The following is a 15997-nucleotide window of genomic DNA, read 5'->3' as shown; positions in this document are numbered from 1 at the left end:
GTCCGGGCCCAGGACGGCGAGGCACGGGTATGAGTCAGACCGTCGACCGCGCGCTGAGCATCCTGCCGCTGCTCGCCCAGGGCCCCGCCGACCTCGGCCAGGTCGCCGAGCGGCTCGGCGTCCACAAGTCCACGGCGCTGCGCCTGCTGCGTACGCTCCACGAGCACGGACTCGTCTACCGCCAGCAGGACCAGCGCTACCGCCTCGGCGCCCGGCTCTTCGCCCTCGCGCAGGAAGCCGTCGAGAACCTCGACGTGCGTGAGATCGCGCACACCCACCTCGTCGAGCTCAACGAACAGTGCGGGCACACGGTCCACCTCGCCGTGTACGAGGAGAACGAGGTCCTCTACATCGACAAGGTCGAGAGCCGCTACCCGGTACGGATGTACTCGCGGATCGGCAAGCCCGTCGCGATCACCGTCGCCGCCGTCGCCAAGCTGCTCCTGGCCGACCTGACCGAGCCGGAGCGGCGCGCGATCGCCGAACGGCTCGACTACCCCATGTACACGTCCCGTTCGATCCCGAACGCCGGCGCGTTCCTCAAGGAACTCGCCGTTGTGCGCGAACAGGGCTGGGCCACCGACCTCGGCGGCCACGAGGAGTCCATCAACTGCATCGGCGCCCCCATCCGGGGTGCGGACGGGCGGGTCGTCGCCGCCATGTCGGTGTCCGCACCGAATGTGGTCGTCACGGCAGAGGAACTCCTCACCCTGCTCCCCCTGGTGCGCCGCACCGCCGACACCATCAGCCGGGAGTACTCCGGCGCCACCCCCACCAAGAAAGCCTGAACCGTCATGACCGAGAAGACCGCGCTCACCCCCAGCACCCACACCACCCCGCCCGCGAAGTTCTCGCACGGCGTGAAGAAGGGCAACATCCTCCAGGTCGCCGGACAGGTCGGCTTCCTGCCCGCCGTCGAGGGTCAGGCACCCACCCCCGCCGGCCCGACGCTGCGCGAGCAGACCCTGCAGACCTTCGCCAACGTCAAGGCGATCCTGGAGGAGGGCGGCGCGAGCTGGGACGACGTGATGATGATGCGCGTCTACCTCACGGACGTGGACCACTTCGCCGAGATGAACGCGATCTACAACGCGTACTTCGAGGAGCAGGGGCTCAAGGCCCCCGCCTCCGCCCGCACGACGGTCTACGTCGGCCTCCCCGCGGGACTCCTCATCGAGATCGACGCCCTCGCCGTACTCGGCTGACCCGCTTCCCCCCCACCGCCCCACCCCGCATCACGGCCCGGCGCCCCGTCCCCTTTCGCACGGGAGCGCCGTGCCGCGCTCCCCCCTGCCCCGAAGGACCCCCCTGTTACCCCCCGGAGTTGACCGAACATGCTGCTCGCTGCCCCACCGGCGCCGGCCGAGATACCCCCGCACACCGGTGGACTGCTGCTCCTGATCGGCGGCACGCCCGGTCTGCTGACCGTCGCCGCCCTCGGAATCGCGCTCCTGCTCCTCCTGATCATCAAGGTCAGGCTGCAGCCGTTCGTCGCGCTGCTCGCCGTCTCCATAGCCGTCGGCCTGGGTGCCGGTCTCTCCGTCACCGAACTCTTCGGCACGGTCCAGAAGTCCGCAGCCGTCTCCGTCATCGAAGCCGGCATGGGCGGCATCCTCGGCCATGTCGCGATCATCATCGGCCTCGGCACCATGCTCGGCGCGATCCTGGAGGTCTCCGGCGGCGCCGAGGTGCTGAGCACCCGCCTGCTCAACCTCTTCGGCGAGAAGCGCGCCCCCCTCGCCATGGGCCTCACCGGTCTCATCTTCGGTATCCCGGTCTTCTTCGACGTCGGCATCTTCGTCCTGGCGCCGATCGTGTACGCCGCGGCGAAGCGCTCGGGCAAGTCGATCCTGCTGTACGCGATGCCGCTGCTGGCCGGCCTCTCCATGACCCACGCGTTCCTGCCGCCGCACCCCGGACCGGTGGCCGCGGCCGGACTCTTCGACGTCTCCCTCGGCTGGGTCATCCTCATGGGCGCCGTCGTCGGCATCCCGTCCGTCCTCGCCGCCTGGGTCTACGCCGCCTGGATCGGCAAGCGCATTTTCGTCGAGGTCCCGCAGGACATGGTGGAGGCCGCCGAGGAGGCCAAGGCCGCCGTCGCCGCCGAGCAGCGCGCCAGTGGGGTCACCCCCCGGGAGGAGCCCGTCGCGCTCGGCACCGTACTCGCGATCATCTGCGCCCCTCTGGTGCTGATCCTCGCCGCGACGTTCTCCTCCATCGCGCTGGACCCCTCCACCCTGCGCTCCGTCATCGAGTTCTTCGGCAGCCCGTTCGTCGCGCTGACCATCGCGCTGTTCCTCGCGTACTACCTGCTGGGCATCCGGCGCGGCTGGTCCCGCAAGTCCCTCGAATCGGTCTCCACGTCCTCGCTGAAGCCGGTCGGCAACATCCTGCTGGTCGTCGGCGCGGGCGGGATCTTCGGCGCCGTGCTCAAGGCGAGCGGTATCGCGGACGCGCTCGCCGACACCTTCAACGACGTCGGCCTCCCGGTCATCCTGCTCGCCTGGCTGATCTCCGTGGTGCTGCGGGTCGCCCAGGGCTCGGCCACGGTCGCGATCGTCACCACGGCGGGCATCGTCGTCCCGCTGGTCGAGGGCCAGGACATGTCGCAGGCGCACCTCGCGCTGATCATCATGGCGATCTCCGCGGGCTCCATCTTCGCCTCGCACGTCAACGACGGCGGGTTCTGGATGGTCTCGAAGTACTTCGGCATTTCGGAGCGCGACACCCTGAAGTCATGGACGGTCCTGGAGACGGTCCTGTCGGTCGCCGGCTTCGTGGTCGCCGCCGCATTGAGCCTCGTGATCTAGGACGTTTCGTCCGGACCACCGCGCAGACCGGAACATGTCGGCCAGGGCCCTGTTCGTCCTGGCCGGCGGTGACCCGGGGACAGCCGAGGGCATCCCCCCGACCACATCGTCGGCCTGCCCTGCGCATTCGCCGGACCGGTCGTGCCGAGCGGCCTGCCCGGCCCCAAGGGCGACACGAGACACACCTGTGACCTGCGGGAAGATCCACGACCGGGGTTACCGCGGGTTCCGTCGCCACGCGCACAGGATCGTCACCGAACCGACATACCAAGCGGTCGGAAACCCCTTACGCAATGGATATACCCATGAGTAACGTACGCGGACCACCAGCGCCACCCGCCCGTTCCCTGGGGCGCAAGGAGCAAGATCGATGTCGTACCACCAGCCTTTCCCCGGCCCACCACCCGTACCCCAGCACCGGAATGCCGGGCGGCACCGCCAAGAGGCGGCGTCGCAGTCATGGCAGGGTGAATCGCCGTCCTGGGACACCGATCCACAGGCAGCCTGGGACTCGTCCCCGCGAGCGTGGGACTCCTCGCCGCAGGGCTGGGACTCGGCGCAGCAGCCCTGGGACGCGTCCCCGCAGTCGCAGCCGCAGCCGTCCGCCGCCACCGAGGATCGCGATGATCTGGACCGGCTCGGATCGGCCTACCGCCGGCTCCGCCGCGTCGCCACCTTCACCGCGCTCGGCTACTTCGTCATCTTCCTTTTCCTGTCCGGCTACGCCCCCTCGTTGATGACCAGCAACATCACCGGTGATCTCACCACCGGTCTGGTCCTGGGGCTCCTCCAGCTGCCCGTGGCGCTGGCTGCGATCGCGCTGTACGAACGGAGCGCGCGCAACCACGTCGACCCGCTCGCCGCGGCGATCCGCGAACGCGCCGAGCAGGCGGCCGCGGCGGCCGCGCCCCGGCCCGAACACCAGAGCCGCTCCGGACGCCCCGTGTGGCAGCAGCCCACCGGAGGTGCGCGCGCATGACCAGCTTCAGCTCCGAGGCCCAGACCATGTCGCTGATGGCGCTCATCGCGGTCATCACCGTCACGCTGCTGCTGTGCGTGATAACCGGCCCCGATCGTGACGACCTGGGCGATTTCTACACCGGCTACCGCTCGCTCTCCCCCGTGCAGAGCGGCCTCGCGATCGCCGGCGACTACATCTCCGCCGGCACCGTGCTCGGCACCATCGGCATCATCGCGCTCGTCGGCTACGACGGCGTCACGCTCGTCCTGAGCACCGTGCTCTCGCTGGTCCTGATGATGTTCCTGCTCGCCGAACCGCTGCGTAACGCCGGTCGGTTCACGATCGGCGACGTCTTCACCCGGCGGCTCCCCGGCCCCGCCGTGCGGATCACCACGGCCGCGGTCACCCTGACCGCACTGCTGCCGCTGGTGATCTTCCAGCTCGCGGGCGCCGGCGATCTCCTCTCCGTCGTCCTCGGCTTCGACGCCGACGGATTCAAGACCGGGGCGATCGTGTTCCTGGGCCTGCTGATGATCGCGTACGCGGCGATCGGCGGCATGAAGGGCACCGCCTTCATCCAGATCGTCAAGACCGTCGTCCTGCTCGGCGCGTCCCTCGCGATCGCCACGCTCATCCTCAACCGCTTCGACTTCAGCCTGCCCTCCCTGCTGGAGGCCGCCAAGCGCGGCAGCGGGGCGGGAGACGCCTATCTCGCCTCCGGTCTGCAGTTCGGCGGCAACGAACTCGACATGATCAGCACCCAGTTGACGGTCGTGCTCGGCGCCGCGGTGCTGCCGCAGATCACCATGCGCATGTTCACCGCACGCAGCGCGGCAGCCGTGCGGCGCTCGATGTCCTGGGCCGTGTCGACCGTCGTCGTGACCTGTCTGCTGATCAGCGTCATCGGCTTCGGCGCGGCGGCGATCGTCGGCCACCAGGGGATCGTCGCCGGCGACCCGCAGGGCAAGACAGCGTTCCTCATGGTCAGCCAGGCCGTCATGGGCACGGAACAGACGACCTTCGAGACACTGCTGTTCACGGCCGTGGCGACAGCCATCTTCCTCACCCTGCTGGCCTCGGTCGCCGGGATCACCCTCGCCTGCGCCAACACCCTGGCGCACGACCTCATCACGCACGGGCTGCGCCGCAAGACGCAACTGAAGGACTCCGCGGAGATGGCCATCGCCCGGACCGCCGCGGCGGTCGTCGGGCTCGTGGCGATCGCGATCGCCGCCGGGGCACGGCATCTGAACCTTCAGGCACTGCTCACCCTGTCGTTCTGCATCGGCGCGTCCGCGGTCGCACCGGCCCTCATCTACAGCCTCTTCTGGCGCCGCTACTCCCGTACGGGACTGCTCTGCACCCTCATCGTGGGCAGCGCCTCCGCGTTCATCCTCATGACCGGCAGCAACCTGGTGTCCGGATCGCCCCAGGCGATCTTCCCGGACCAGGACTTCAACTGGTTCCCGTTCACCACCTCGGGCATCCTCTCGGCCCCGCTGGGCTTCCTCGCGGGCTGGCTCGGCACGGTGCTCTACGAGAGCGATCCGGCCGACCAGCGCATGCGGTACGAAGCGGTGGAGGAGACGATCCTGGCCGGCACACCCGCGGTGAACAGCGCCTCCGCGTCCTGACGCGCACGCCCCGACGCGTACGCCCCGGCGAACGGGCGCCCGGCCCGAAGTTCCAGGCCGGGCGCCCTTTCGGCTGTCCCGAGGCGCCCAGGGCCGCACCGGGACCCCGGTGCGGAAGGTGCGGAAGGTGCCACGCGCCCCCTTGTGCGATCTGCCTCTTTGCGATTCGTTGATCGGCATGGTGGACACAAGCGGAACCACAGAGTCAGGATCAGGGACGGGACCGGGACCCGTCGCAGGATCAGGAACCGGGGAACCCGACTCCCGTCCCCGTAAATCCAGTTGGAAGTACATCGGGCCCGGCATCGTCGTCGCGGCCACCGGCGTCGGCGCCGGGGACCTCGTCGCGACGCTCATCGCGGGGAGCAAGTTCGGCTACACCCTCATGTGGGCGGCCGTCATCGGCTGCCTCGTCAAGATCTCGCTGGCCGAAGCGGTGGGCCGGTGGCACCTCGCCACCGGCCGCACCCTCTTCGAGGGCTGGCGCAGCATCGGCGGGTGGACCACGGTCTACTTCGCGATCTACGTGGTCATCTGGGGCTTCGTGTACGGCGCGACGGCCATGTCCTCCAGCGCCCTGCCCATCGTGGCGATGTTCCCCGACGGGCCGGGGCTGAAGACCTGGGCGATCATCACCGGGCTGATCGGCCTGGTCTTCGTCTGGTTCAACCAGTACGCCGTCTTCGAGAAGGTCATGACGGTCCTGATCGGCGTCATGTTCGTCGTCGTGGTCTACGTCGCGATCCGGGTGGTGCCGGATGTGGGCGCCTCCTTCGCGGGACTCCTGCCCGTGCTCCCGGACGGCTCGCTGATCTACACGCTCGGACTGATCGGCGGGGTCGGCGGCACCATCACCATGGCGGCGTACGGCTACTGGGTGAACGCCAAGGGCTGGAGCAACTCCTCCTGGATGAAGGTGATGCGGCTCGACAACCGGGCCGCCTACATCACCACCGGCATCTTCGTCGTCGCCATGCTGATCGTCGGCGTCGAACTGCTGCACTCCTCGCAGATCGCCCTCACGAAGGGCGACCGGGGGCTGATCGACCTCGGCCAGATCCTTCAGGACCGCTTCGGGGCGACCACCGCGAAGCTGTTCCTCGTCGGCTTCTTCGCCACCTCGTTCTCCTCGCTCATCGGCGTCTGGCACGGCGTGAGCCTGATGTTCGCCGACTTCGTCGAGAGGGCGCGGGCCGGCCGCCGCAGCGAGGACCCGGAGAGGGCGGGCAGCGAGACGATCGGCCGCCAGGAGCGGTCCGTACCCTTCCGCGCGTACCTGCTCTGGCTGACCTTCCCGCCGATGTCCCTGCTCTGGCTGGACGAGCCGTTCGGCCTGGTCATCGGCTACGGAGTGCTCGGGGCCTTCTTCATGCCGTTCCTGGCCCTGACCCTGCTGATGCTGCTCAACTCCTCGCGTACGCCCAGGGAATGGCGCAACGGCTGGCTCAGCAACGGAATGCTGGGCGCGGCAGGCCTGCTGTTCGTCGTGCTGTGCGTCCAGCAGGTGCGCGACCTGCCCTGGTGACAGCGCCGTAGGTGTCCGCGGGAACGCAGCAGCGCCGCCGGGGGAGCGGCGGCGCTGCTGGCTCGAAGGTCCGGTCCGGCTACGGGAGCCCGTGGACGTGCGGGCCGACCGCGTTCGACCAGGCGTTGCCCGCCGTGGCGTCCCAGTTCGTGGACCAGGTCATCGCACCGCGCAGGTCCGGGTAGGTCCGGGACGGCTTGAAGGAACCGCAGCTCGTTCCCTTGGCGAGGCAGTCCAGGGCCGCGTTCACGATGGACGGGGCGACGTAGCCGCTGCCCGCACCGCGGGTGGACGCCGGGACGCCGAGGCCGACCTGCGACGGGGCGAGGCCGCCCTCCAGCTGGATGCAGGCGAGCGCGGTGAGGAAGTCCACCGAGCCCTGCGAGTACACCTTGCCGTCGCAGCCCAGCATCGAACCGCTGTTGTAGTACTGCATGTTGACGACGGTCAGGATGTCCTTGATGTTGAGCGCCGTCTTGAAGTACTCACCGGACGTCGACTGCATGTCGATGGTCTGCGGCGCCATCGTGATGACGAGACCGGAGCCCGCCTTCGACGACAGGGAGCGCAGTGCCTTCGTCATGTAGGTCGAGTTGAGGCCGTTCTCGAGGTCGATGTCGACCCCGTTGAAGCCGTACTCCTGGATGAGCGCGTACACCGAGTCGGCGAACGCGGTGGCGGAGGCGTCGCTGTTGACCGCGACCGTCCCCTTCTCACCGCCGATGGAGATGATGACGTTCTTCCCCGCGCTCTGCTTGGCCTTGATGTCGGCCTTGAACTGGGCCACGGTGTAGCCGTTCAGGCCCGCCGAGTCCAGGTTGAAGGTGACGGCACCGGGCGTGGCCGTGGCGTCCGCGAAGGAGACGGCGATGATGTCGTAGTTCGCGGGTACGTCGCTGAGCTTCTGGACGGTCGCGCCGTTGTTGAAGTTCTGCCAGTAGCCGGTCACCGCGTGCTTGGGCACGGAGGTCACGGGGCCGGGACCGTCGGCCTTGGCCGTACGGCCGCTGACCGCCGCGGACTTGACCGACTCACCGGCGGAGTTGGTGGCGCTGACGGAGAACTGGTACGCGGTGTCCGCGGCCAGCCCGGTCACCGTTGCCGAGGTGCCGGTGGAGGTGGTCGCCTTCGTCCCGCCCCGGTAGACGGTGTAGCCGGTGGCGCCGGAGACCGGGTTCCAGGACAGGGACACGGAGGAGGACGTCGTCGCACCGACGGTCAGGCCGGCGGGGGTGCCGGGAATCGCCGGTTCGGGGTCCGTGCCGCCGCCGCCGTCGGGCCCGGTCACCTCCACGTCGTCCACGAAGTAGGCCGCCTGGCCGTACCAGCCGTGGGTGTAGACGGTCACCGACGTGGTGGAGGCGCCGGTCGTGAAGCTGGTCCTGAGCTGCGTCCAGGAACTGGACCCGGGCGACCAGGTGGAGACGTCCGTCGTCCCGGTGCCGCTCGCACCGAGGTAGGCGTAACTGCCCTGCACCCAGGAGCTCAGCGAGTACGTGGAGTTGGGCTTCACCGCCACGGTCTGCGTGCACTTGGCGTGGTCCTGGCCGGCCGGGGTGCCCTTGAGGGCGGACGCACCGCCGTGGACGGGCGAGGAGACGGTGCTGCCGCTCCCGGCGGAACAGGTCCAGTTGGAGAGCCCGGACTCGAATCCGGCGTTCTTGGCGACGTTGACGTCGGCCGCCTCCGCGCTGCTGACGAGCCCGGTGACGGTCAGGGCCCCGGCCGCGAGGGCGGCGACCGCCCCGCCGAGGAAGGCCCGGGAACGGCCTCTTCTGTGTCTGCTGCCTGCGGAGCGTTCCACTTGCTGCCTCCGGTGGGGGAGTTGGGGGTGCTGGCGCGAAACGGTGGCCACCGCTGGCCATAAACTGGTCCAGACCAATCAAGTTGTCAAGACCTCTGGCGGCAGCTCGTCACAACCCGCACACTGAACGAGGCGTTTCAGGCGTCGTCCTGCAGCCGTGCCGCCATGTATCCGCTCACACACCCCACAGCCAGTACGGCGTTCGACATGAACAGCCCCTCCGCGGCCATCTGCTCCCACTGCACCGCCATGTTCAGCAGCTGCGCCACGACGGGCACGGCGATGGCAGCGGTCACGTGCTGCGGCAGCGAGTGGCGGAAGGGCTCGCGGTGCACCCGGGCCGCCGCCCACGCGGCCAGGGCGAGGCAGATCGCGTTGGGTATATGGATCAGCAGCAGACGGCCGCCGAAGGTCTCCATCCGTTCCGGGGTGGCCACGTGCTCGTACACGACGGTGGCCTGCACGTACTCGGTGACGACGAGCACGACGATGCCGGCAGCCCAGGCGCGGGCCAGCGCGAAGACGGCTGCCCCGCGTCCGTCGTCCCGGTGGGTGGGGGTCCCGGGGTAGCTGTAGCGAGTCATGCGGGTGTGCCTCCGTATCGGCCGGTGAGGAGCATCGAAGGGCCTACTTCACCGTGATGCTTTCGATGATCCGGTCCAGGTCGGATGCGGCCAGCGTGCCCTTGGCGGCATCGATACGGACCGCGTACGTCTTCTTCTCCGAGTCCAGGCCCGTGATGATCACACCCTTGACGCGGGTGCCCTTCGCGGGGGTCCCGTCCTCGCCGCCGGAGGTGAACTCGAACTCGACACGCTTGGCCTCCCGCACCTCCTCGGGTCCCTTGACGGTGACGTCCGACTGCTTCTTGAGCGTCGCCCCGAGCGCGATACCCGCCTCGGCGCCGATCGCCGCCTCCTCCACCGAATCGGCATTGGTGAAGTCCAGCTGCACGGTGATGGTGCCGACCGTCCGGCCGTCCTCCGTCAGCCGGGCCCCGGCGGCGTTGAACTTGCTGCGCTCGGCATCGCTCTGCGCCTTGAAGGCGGCCGGGTGCGCCACCGAGACGGCCGGGGTGGTGAGCTTGCCCCACCCCTGCGGTGTCGTACCGGTGGCGGCGTCGTCACCGCATCCGACGGCGAACACGCCCAGGGCGAGGACCAGGCCCCCGGCGACCACTCCGCGCCGGGTACGTCCGCCGCGAGGTGTCCTGTCCTGCTTGATTCCGCTGCTGTTCATGGCTGGCTGCTCCTGTCGGCCGTGATCAGTTCGCACAGTAGCTGTACGGCACATAGCTCCGGCTGCCTCCGTTGGGTGCCCCGAGGAACTCCGCGTCGTTGAGCATCTCCTCCTTCTTCTCGGTGGACACCGAGAAGCCGACGCTGAGGCCCAGGTTCAGCTCGAAGCCGTACTCCGCGGCCTCGGTCTGGCCGGTGTACGTCGTCCGGCTCGAGAGCCCGTTGTCGAAGAGCAGCTGCCCGAACGGGTCGTCGGCGCCCGGCCGCGACGTCGGCGCGTGGTCGCTGAACATGTAGCTGAAGGGCATGCCGTACTTGCCGTTCCCGTTCAGCCACTCCTGTGCGATCTTCCGGTCGGCGTCACCCTCCGGCCCCGGCTTCAGCACCACCGAGTTGGTGACCACCTCGATGCCCGTCTCCGAGTCACCGCCCTTGACACCTCCGCTGCCGCCGCGCTTGTCGGTGCCGGACTTGCCGTTGTCGCCGCCGACCTTGACGCCGTCCTTCACGCTGCCCTTCTCCACCGTCCGCGTCATGTCGATGCGCAGCAGCTCACCGGTCTCCTTGTCGTGGGTGACGGTGATGGCACCGGTCTGCGTGGTGGAGGCGCCGGCTTCCCCGCTGATCGGGCCGGCTTCGTAGGAGGCCTTGGTGCCGTACTCGATCGCCGCGGAGTACGTGTACGCCTTGGTGCCCTTGAAGTTGTTGTCCGTCCAGGTCACCTCGGGCGAGAACTTGAAGTTGCCGCCCAGGGCCGCGCTCAGCTTCTTGTCGTCGCCCGCGCCGATCTTGATACCCGCGGCGGCACTGGCCTCGAAGCCGACCTTGCCGTAGCTGATGTGCCGGTCGCCCAGCTTCTCGTCGATGCTCTTGCGGAGCTTCTCCTCCTCGGCCATGGGCCCCTTGCCGAAGAGGTAGAGGAGGCTGTTGCCGAGGCCGGCCCCCTGGGCGTTGGCGTGCCGGTTGCTCAGCTCGTACGTCTTGAGCAGTTCGATGTCGTCGCGGAAGGACTTGGCCTCCTCCTCGCTCTTGAAGACCCAGGTGTCTCCGTTGGTGACCTTGAGACCGGCTCCGAGCTCCACCTTGTCCGAACCGAACTTGCCGACCTTGGCACCCGGCTTCCAGTCCTTCTTGGCGGCGATGGAGGCGGCGTCGGTGAAGGTCATGGTGACCTGCTGGTCGTTCTCGTCGACCTTGCCGTCACCGTTCATGTCGGTCTTCGACTGGAAGGTCTGCTGCTGGAAGCCGTACTCCTCGCCCCATTCGATGAACAGGACCTTGGCCTTCGCCCCGGCCTTGTCGGAGATGGAGGAGAGCTGACAGAGCGGTGGCTCGTAGTCGGCGTCCGTCTTGGGAGCCGCCTCGTTCTCGCCGCCGCTGCCGCACTCCCCGAAGGTGACGGCGCACTTGAACCGCTCGGCGATGCGACCGCCGAGCTGGGTCGCGGTGAGCGCGCCGATGATCGAGGTCACGACCACGACCATGCCGACGTACTCCGTCGCGGTGGCGCCGCGGTCGTCGAGCGGCAGGCCGTACCAGCTCCTGTTGCCCCGGCGCCCGGAAAGCGACGGTATTCGCCCGATCTGATCCATTCGAGGAGCTCCCTTCGCACCCGGCAGCCACCGCCGGCAGGAACCGGAGACTACGGAGCGAAGCAGGTGGCGGGCGTGGGTCCTGGGGCCCCAATCCGGGCCCAGAGTGCGATCTGGGCCCGGATTCCGCGTCCCGCGACCGAACGGGAAGCGCTCACACCGTGCTGACGTGCGACAACAGGGAGTTGATCACGCCTCATCATGAAGTACGCAATTAAACCTTTCGCTGGTACGGAATTTAACGACTGGTCACATCTCCCGATTTGGGTACGAGGGCCCTGTGGGGAACTCCTGTGGAGTGAGTTACTGAGAGCCGAAAGGTGTTCTCTGCATCCGGGTACGTGGATAAAGTGCTGGATCAGGAGCACGGAGCAGGGAGCGATTGCGGCCGGCGGTACGCGGCGGCCGGAGCCGAACGGGGAACAGCGTGCCGACCGCAATAGCAGTGACCAGTGCCGACCTGGTCCTACCGCCGACCGACCAGCAGACGCCGCCCGCGGCGCTCCTGCAGGCGCCCGGTGACCAGGCGTTGGACCAGGCGCTGGTGGACATGCAGGTGCTGCTCGATCAGCACGGCTATGTCATCGCCGTCTATCCGGCCAACATCGCGACCGCGCACGAACGGCGGATGCACACCATCCGCAACATGCTCGAGAGCGACCGGATCGCCCTGCTCAAGGTGGATCTCCCGCCCCTCGGGCTGGCCGTCCTCGTGCGGCAGCTGCGGCAGTTGTCCATCTGCGACTTCAGCGCCGGAGTGGTGGCATCCGCCGCCAGGCTGCTCGCCCACTACATCCACGCCGGCGCCCTCCTCAACTCCGTCACCAAGCTCGACCGGGTCCCCGTCAGCCTGAAGGCCCATGCCAAGTCATGGGTACCCGGATCGCAGTTCGGGGTGCTCGCCAACCCGAACCCCCAGCTGATCAAGATCGGTGCGGGAGAGCTGGCCGGCCCCGAGTTCGGTACCCACCTGCTGGTCGCCAAGGGCCAGCTGCAGTCGGACTGGGTGACCGCCACGATCGCACCGGCCTGGCAGGTCCAGGCCGTGCACGAAGTCGCGCTGCCCTCGGATTCACCGGGCTGGTGGGGCACGTCGAAGATGATCGAATTCGCTGCTTTCCTGCCCGATATCTCGGTCATCTACCAGCTGGTTTCCTCGGTCCGCAGGGAGGTCTGCACCTGGTGCGGAAATGAACTCATCGGCGACCGCTGTGGGTTGTGCTCGGCGCCACTGAAGCCGCAGGAGAACCAAACGCGCGCTTCCGGTGTCCTGAACCAAGGAACACCCATGCGCCAAGGGTCGTAGAACACCGTGCGTCCCCGCTGTGCTCTCGCGGCAGCCGGAACAGCACTGTCGGACGGCACCACCGGACCGAATGGCTCCGGGTCCCCACGCCCGTACGACACGGCCGCCCGATCGCTCCGCTCCGCTCCGCCTCATGATCCGAAACGGCACGAATCCGCTCCGCCCATCTGCCCGCTCATCGGCCCACGTCTCCCAACGAGGTTGCTCCGCTCATGAACTCACGGCAACGCCGCGGCGTCATCCTTCTGCTCCTGTCGGTCCTCTGTGCCTTCGGCGCCTTCGCCGGTGTGCTCTCGGTGATCAGCGACGTCAACTCGAAGGTCGGTCCGGAGGTGACTGCCTACCAGGTGAAAACGGATGTGGCCCCGTACACGGCACTTGAACCGGGGCAGTTCGAGAAGGTCGAGATGCCCAAGCGCTGGCTGTCCGAGAACGCGGTCACCGACCTCGCGATCATCAACGGCAAGATCGCCGTCACCCAGCTGCGCAAGGGCTCCCTCCTCCAGGACGACATGCTCGTCAAGCGCCCGAGGGTGGAGAACGGGGAGCAGGAGATAGCCATCATGATCGACGCCGCGACCGGTGTCGCAGGCAAGATCCGCCCCGGCAACCTCGTCAACATCTTCGCGACCTTCGCCGCCGAGAGCCAGGGCGACAAGGCCACCTCGCGCGTCATCGTGCCCAACGCCAAGGTCATCGACGTGGGTGAACTGACCGCCCTGGACCCGAAGCGGGACGACCGCAACAGCGGTCCGAGCGAGGCGGTGCCGATCACCTTCGCCCTCAACACCACGGACGCCCAGCGCGTCGCCTACGCCGAGTCCTTCGCCGAGCACGTACGTCTCGCCCTCCTCCCGGAGAACAGCCCGACCACGCTCCGTCCGGGCGAGGGCAGCTACAACCTCGACGAAGACAAGAACAAGTGAGGGCCGGATGAGCACCAGAATCCTCCCGGCCGTCGGTGAGGCCGACGCCGCCCGATCCATCACCACACTGCTCAGCCAGCTCCCCGACGCGGAGCCGGCCGGGCCTCTGGGTGACTCGACCTCATTGCTCGACACCCTGGCAAGGCTGGCCGGCGAGTCCCTGGACGAGCTGCCCGAGGTCGTGCTGGTACATGAGCGGATCGGTCCGGTTCCAGCGCTCGAGCTGATCCGGGAGGTGGCCCTCCGCTTCCCGGCGGTCGGGGTCGTGCTGGTCACCACCGACGCGAGCCCGGGGCTCTACTCGGCCGCCATGGACTCCGGTGCGCGAGGCCTGGTCGGTCTGCCGATCTCGTACGAGGAACTGGCCCAGCGAGTACAGGCCGCAGCGGCCTGGTCCGTGGGCGTCCGCCGGCACCTGGGCCAGGGAGCGGACGTCTTCACCGGCCCGGGCGGCACGGTCGTCACCGTCAGCGGAGCCAAGGGCGGCGTCGGCACGACGGTCACCGCGGTCCAGCTCGCCCTCGCGGCCAAGGCGTCCGGGCACACCGTCGCACTGGCCGACCTGGACCTGCAGTCCGGCGACGTGGCCTCGTACCTCGACGTCCAGTTCCGCAGGTCGATCGTCGACCTCTCCACCATCCAGGACATCTCGCCCCGCGTGCTCCAGGACGCCCTGTTCAACCACGACACCGGAATCGGGCTGCTGCTCGCTCCGGGAGAGGGGGAGCGGGGCGAGGAGGTCAGCGACCGGGTCGTACGCCAGACCATCAGCGCACTGAGGCACCGCTTCGAAGTGGTGATCATCGACTGCGGTACGCACATGAACACCGCCAACGCCGCAGCGATCGAAATGGCGGACCGGACCCTGCTGGTGACCACGCCCGACGTGGTGACGGTCCGGGCCGCCAAACGCATGGTCCGGCTCTGGGACCGGCTGCAGATCCGCAAGGCGGAGGAGACGATCACGGTCGTCAACCGCTACACCCGCAACACGGAGATCCAGCCGCCACTGATCGAGAAGATCACGGCCACGAAGGTGGCCCGGATCGTCGTCCCCGCGAACTTCAAGGAACTGCAGGCGGTCGTGGACGCGGGCCGAATGCAGGATTTGGAGGCCAAGTCCACGGTGAAGCAGGCACTGTGGGGGCTCGCGGGAGATCTGGGACTGGTCAAGAACGCAGAAATCCCGGACAAGCAAGGCAAGTTCAAGGGTGACCGAGGTGCCATCGGTGGCCGGCGCGGACGTGTGAAGTGACGAGCGAGACGATGCGACCGAGGGGGACAGTTGAACCATGAGACTTCCAGGAACGGGACCTGTCACAGGCCCAGGAGGCGCAGCCGAACACCTCATACCCGGCGTACCGGAGCCGCCGGGTGACGCGGCTCCGTGTGGCGTGGCGGGCCGCCGGGGCGGGCTCCGGGCTGGACTCCGGAGTGACCGGGGACAGACCGCGATCGAGTTCACGGGCACACTCCCGCTGATCCTGGTCACGCTGGCCCTGCTCTGGCAGGGCGCCGTGATCGGCTACACGTTCATGCTGGCGGGCAACGCGGCCGACAAGGCGGTCACCGCGGCCACGTCCACGTACGGAAGCCGGAAGGTGGCCTGCGAGAAGGCCGGACGGGAGGACCTGCCCAGTGCCTGGGTCGCTGACTTCGACTGCGGTGTGACCCCTGGCGGTGACCTGGTGAAAGCCACGGTCGACGTCAAGGTGCCGCTGTTCTTCCCCGGCGCCTTCAACCTGCCGATGACGCTGACGGGTGAGGCCGCAGCCAATGTGGAGAGGCCAGGACCGTGGTGACGCACATACTGCGGCGTCAGTCCGTGACGGAGCTGACCCGGAAGACCGTGCCGCGGCAGCGAGGCCAGGCAGCCATCGAGTACGTGGGTGTCCTCGTCCTCCTCCTGATCGTTGCCATCGCCGCGGTGCAGCTGGGTATCGCCGTGTACGCCGCCCAGCAGGCCGGCACCGCCTCGCGAGCGGCGGCACGGGTGGCCTCGTACGACAACCAGGCCTGGAAGTACGAGCAGGCGGGCCGGGCCTCGATGAGCGGCTGGCTCGAGGACGGGGCCACGTTCACGCCCTCCATGAGCGGCGACGAGATCACTGTCACGACGAAGGTCGAGATCCCCGCCCTGCTCCCGCTGCTCGACTTCGGATCGGTCACCAAGAGCGCCACCATGCCGCGTGACTGACCAC

General features: G+C 68.4%; 15 protein-coding genes. 11 read left to right on the top strand and 4 right to left on the bottom strand.

Going from position 1 to position 15997, the window contains the following annotated elements; translation table 11 throughout:
• Window positions 1–29: 29 nt before the first annotated feature.
• The 6 genes from ACFW9O_RS02385 (at window position 30) to ACFW9O_RS02360 (ending at window position 6930) form a co-directional block, all read left to right on the top strand.
• Complete coding sequence (locus ACFW9O_RS02385; protein WP_384604109.1) at window positions 30–788, top strand: IclR family transcriptional regulator; 759 nt, start codon at window positions 30–32, stop codon at window positions 786–788.
• A gap of 6 nt (window positions 789–794) precedes the next feature.
• Window positions 795–1205 carry a RidA family protein gene (locus ACFW9O_RS02380; protein WP_384604106.1) on the top strand — a complete coding sequence of 137 codons (411 nt, stop codon included), beginning with the start codon at window positions 795–797 and terminating at the stop codon, window positions 1203–1205.
• 129 nt (window positions 1206–1334) lie between these two features.
• Entirely contained in the window at window positions 1335–2810 is a 1476-nt protein-coding gene (locus ACFW9O_RS02375; protein ID WP_384604103.1) for a GntP family permease, read from the top strand.
• A gap of 370 nt (window positions 2811–3180) precedes the next feature.
• A complete protein-coding gene (locus ACFW9O_RS02370; RefSeq protein WP_384604100.1) occupies window positions 3181–3789 on the top strand; it encodes a DUF485 domain-containing protein in 609 nt (202 codons plus the stop codon).
• On the top strand, window positions 3786–5405 hold the full coding sequence (locus ACFW9O_RS02365; RefSeq protein WP_384604097.1) for a cation acetate symporter: 1620 nt from the start codon (window positions 3786–3788) through the stop codon (window positions 5403–5405). Before ACFW9O_RS02370 ends, ACFW9O_RS02365 begins: the two co-directional genes overlap by 4 nt.
• 178 nt (window positions 5406–5583) lie before the next feature.
• A complete protein-coding gene (locus tag ACFW9O_RS02360) occupies window positions 5584–6930 on the top strand; it encodes an Nramp family divalent metal transporter (RefSeq protein ID WP_384604095.1) in 1347 nt (448 codons plus the stop codon).
• A 79-nt stretch (window positions 6931–7009) separates the two neighbouring features.
• On the opposite strand, the gene ACFW9O_RS02355 is transcribed toward ACFW9O_RS02360, so the two are convergent.
• The 4 genes from ACFW9O_RS02355 to ACFW9O_RS02340 all read right to left on the bottom strand — a co-directional run bounded on the left by ACFW9O_RS02355 (window position 7010) and on the right by ACFW9O_RS02340 (window position 11564).
• Window positions 7010–8734 (bottom strand): chitinase, encoded by a 1725-nt coding sequence (locus ACFW9O_RS02355; protein WP_384604092.1) that lies wholly within the window; start codon window positions 8732–8734, stop codon window positions 7010–7012.
• Between the two features lie 137 nt (window positions 8735–8871).
• Window positions 8872–9318: a hypothetical protein gene (locus ACFW9O_RS02350; RefSeq protein ID WP_351167424.1), complete on the bottom strand. Its 447-nt coding sequence runs from the start codon at window positions 9316–9318 to the stop codon at window positions 8872–8874.
• Window positions 9319–9361: 43 nt separating this feature from the next.
• Window positions 9362–9973 (bottom strand): hypothetical protein, encoded by a 612-nt coding sequence (locus ACFW9O_RS02345; protein ID WP_384604089.1) that lies wholly within the window; start codon window positions 9971–9973, stop codon window positions 9362–9364.
• Between the two features lie 25 nt (window positions 9974–9998).
• Window positions 9999–11564, bottom strand: a complete 1566-nt coding sequence (locus tag ACFW9O_RS02340) for a hypothetical protein (RefSeq protein ID WP_351167427.1) — start codon at window positions 11562–11564, stop codon at window positions 9999–10001.
• 445 nt (window positions 11565–12009) lie between these two features.
• Here ACFW9O_RS02340 and ACFW9O_RS02335 point away from each other — a divergent pair, with 445 nt between their 5' ends.
• From ACFW9O_RS02335 to ACFW9O_RS02315, 5 genes are all read left to right on the top strand, one after another.
• Window positions 12010–12870 carry a hypothetical protein gene (locus tag ACFW9O_RS02335; protein WP_384605229.1) on the top strand — a complete coding sequence of 287 codons (861 nt, stop codon included), beginning with the start codon at window positions 12010–12012 and terminating at the stop codon, window positions 12868–12870.
• Window positions 12871–13082: 212 nt separating this feature from the next.
• Window positions 13083–13796 (top strand): Flp pilus assembly protein CpaB, encoded by a 714-nt coding sequence (gene cpaB, locus ACFW9O_RS02330; protein WP_351167429.1) that lies wholly within the window; start codon window positions 13083–13085, stop codon window positions 13794–13796.
• A 7-nt stretch (window positions 13797–13803) separates the two neighbouring features.
• Entirely contained in the window at window positions 13804–15051 is a 1248-nt protein-coding gene (locus ACFW9O_RS02325; RefSeq protein WP_384604086.1) for a CpaE family protein, read from the top strand.
• Window positions 15052–15088: 37 nt separating this feature from the next.
• A complete protein-coding gene (locus ACFW9O_RS02320) occupies window positions 15089–15598 on the top strand; it encodes a pilus assembly protein (protein WP_384604084.1) in 510 nt (169 codons plus the stop codon).
• Entirely contained in the window at window positions 15592–15993 is a 402-nt protein-coding gene (locus ACFW9O_RS02315) for a TadE/TadG family type IV pilus assembly protein (RefSeq protein WP_384604081.1), read from the top strand. Before ACFW9O_RS02320 ends, ACFW9O_RS02315 begins: the two co-directional genes overlap by 7 nt.
• Window positions 15994–15997: the final 4 nt, after the last annotated feature.

The sequence above is a fragment of the Streptomyces sp. NPDC059499 genome, assembly GCF_042749285.1.
Taxonomy (GTDB): Bacteria; Actinomycetota; Actinomycetes; order Streptomycetales; family Streptomycetaceae; genus Streptomyces.
This window is presented reverse-complemented; position numbering and strand designations above follow the sequence as displayed.

Coding starts and splice junctions, on each gene's coding strand:
- ACFW9O_RS02375 (WP_384604103.1), top strand. CDS start 1,335: ATGCTGCTCGCTGCCCCACCGGCGCCGGCCGAGATACCCCCGCACACC.
- cpaB (WP_351167429.1), top strand. CDS start 13,083: ATGAACTCACGGCAACGCCGCGGCGTCATCCTTCTGCTCCTGTCGGTC.
- ACFW9O_RS02365 (WP_384604097.1), top strand. CDS start 3,786: ATGACCAGCTTCAGCTCCGAGGCCCAGACCATGTCGCTGATGGCGCTC.
- ACFW9O_RS02340 (WP_351167427.1), bottom strand. CDS start 11,564: ATGGATCAGATCGGGCGAATACCGTCGCTTTCCGGGCGCCGGGGCAAC.
- ACFW9O_RS02320 (WP_384604084.1), top strand. CDS start 15,089: ATGAGACTTCCAGGAACGGGACCTGTCACAGGCCCAGGAGGCGCAGCC.
- ACFW9O_RS02345 (WP_384604089.1), bottom strand. CDS start 9,973: ATGAACAGCAGCGGAATCAAGCAGGACAGGACACCTCGCGGCGGACGT.
- ACFW9O_RS02370 (WP_384604100.1), top strand. CDS start 3,181: ATGTCGTACCACCAGCCTTTCCCCGGCCCACCACCCGTACCCCAGCAC.
- ACFW9O_RS02360 (WP_384604095.1), top strand. CDS start 5,584: ATGGTGGACACAAGCGGAACCACAGAGTCAGGATCAGGGACGGGACCG.
- ACFW9O_RS02325 (WP_384604086.1), top strand. CDS start 13,804: ATGAGCACCAGAATCCTCCCGGCCGTCGGTGAGGCCGACGCCGCCCGA.
- ACFW9O_RS02350 (WP_351167424.1), bottom strand. CDS start 9,318: ATGACTCGCTACAGCTACCCCGGGACCCCCACCCACCGGGACGACGGA.
- ACFW9O_RS02385 (WP_384604109.1), top strand. CDS start 30: ATGAGTCAGACCGTCGACCGCGCGCTGAGCATCCTGCCGCTGCTCGCC.
- ACFW9O_RS02380 (WP_384604106.1), top strand. CDS start 795: ATGACCGAGAAGACCGCGCTCACCCCCAGCACCCACACCACCCCGCCC.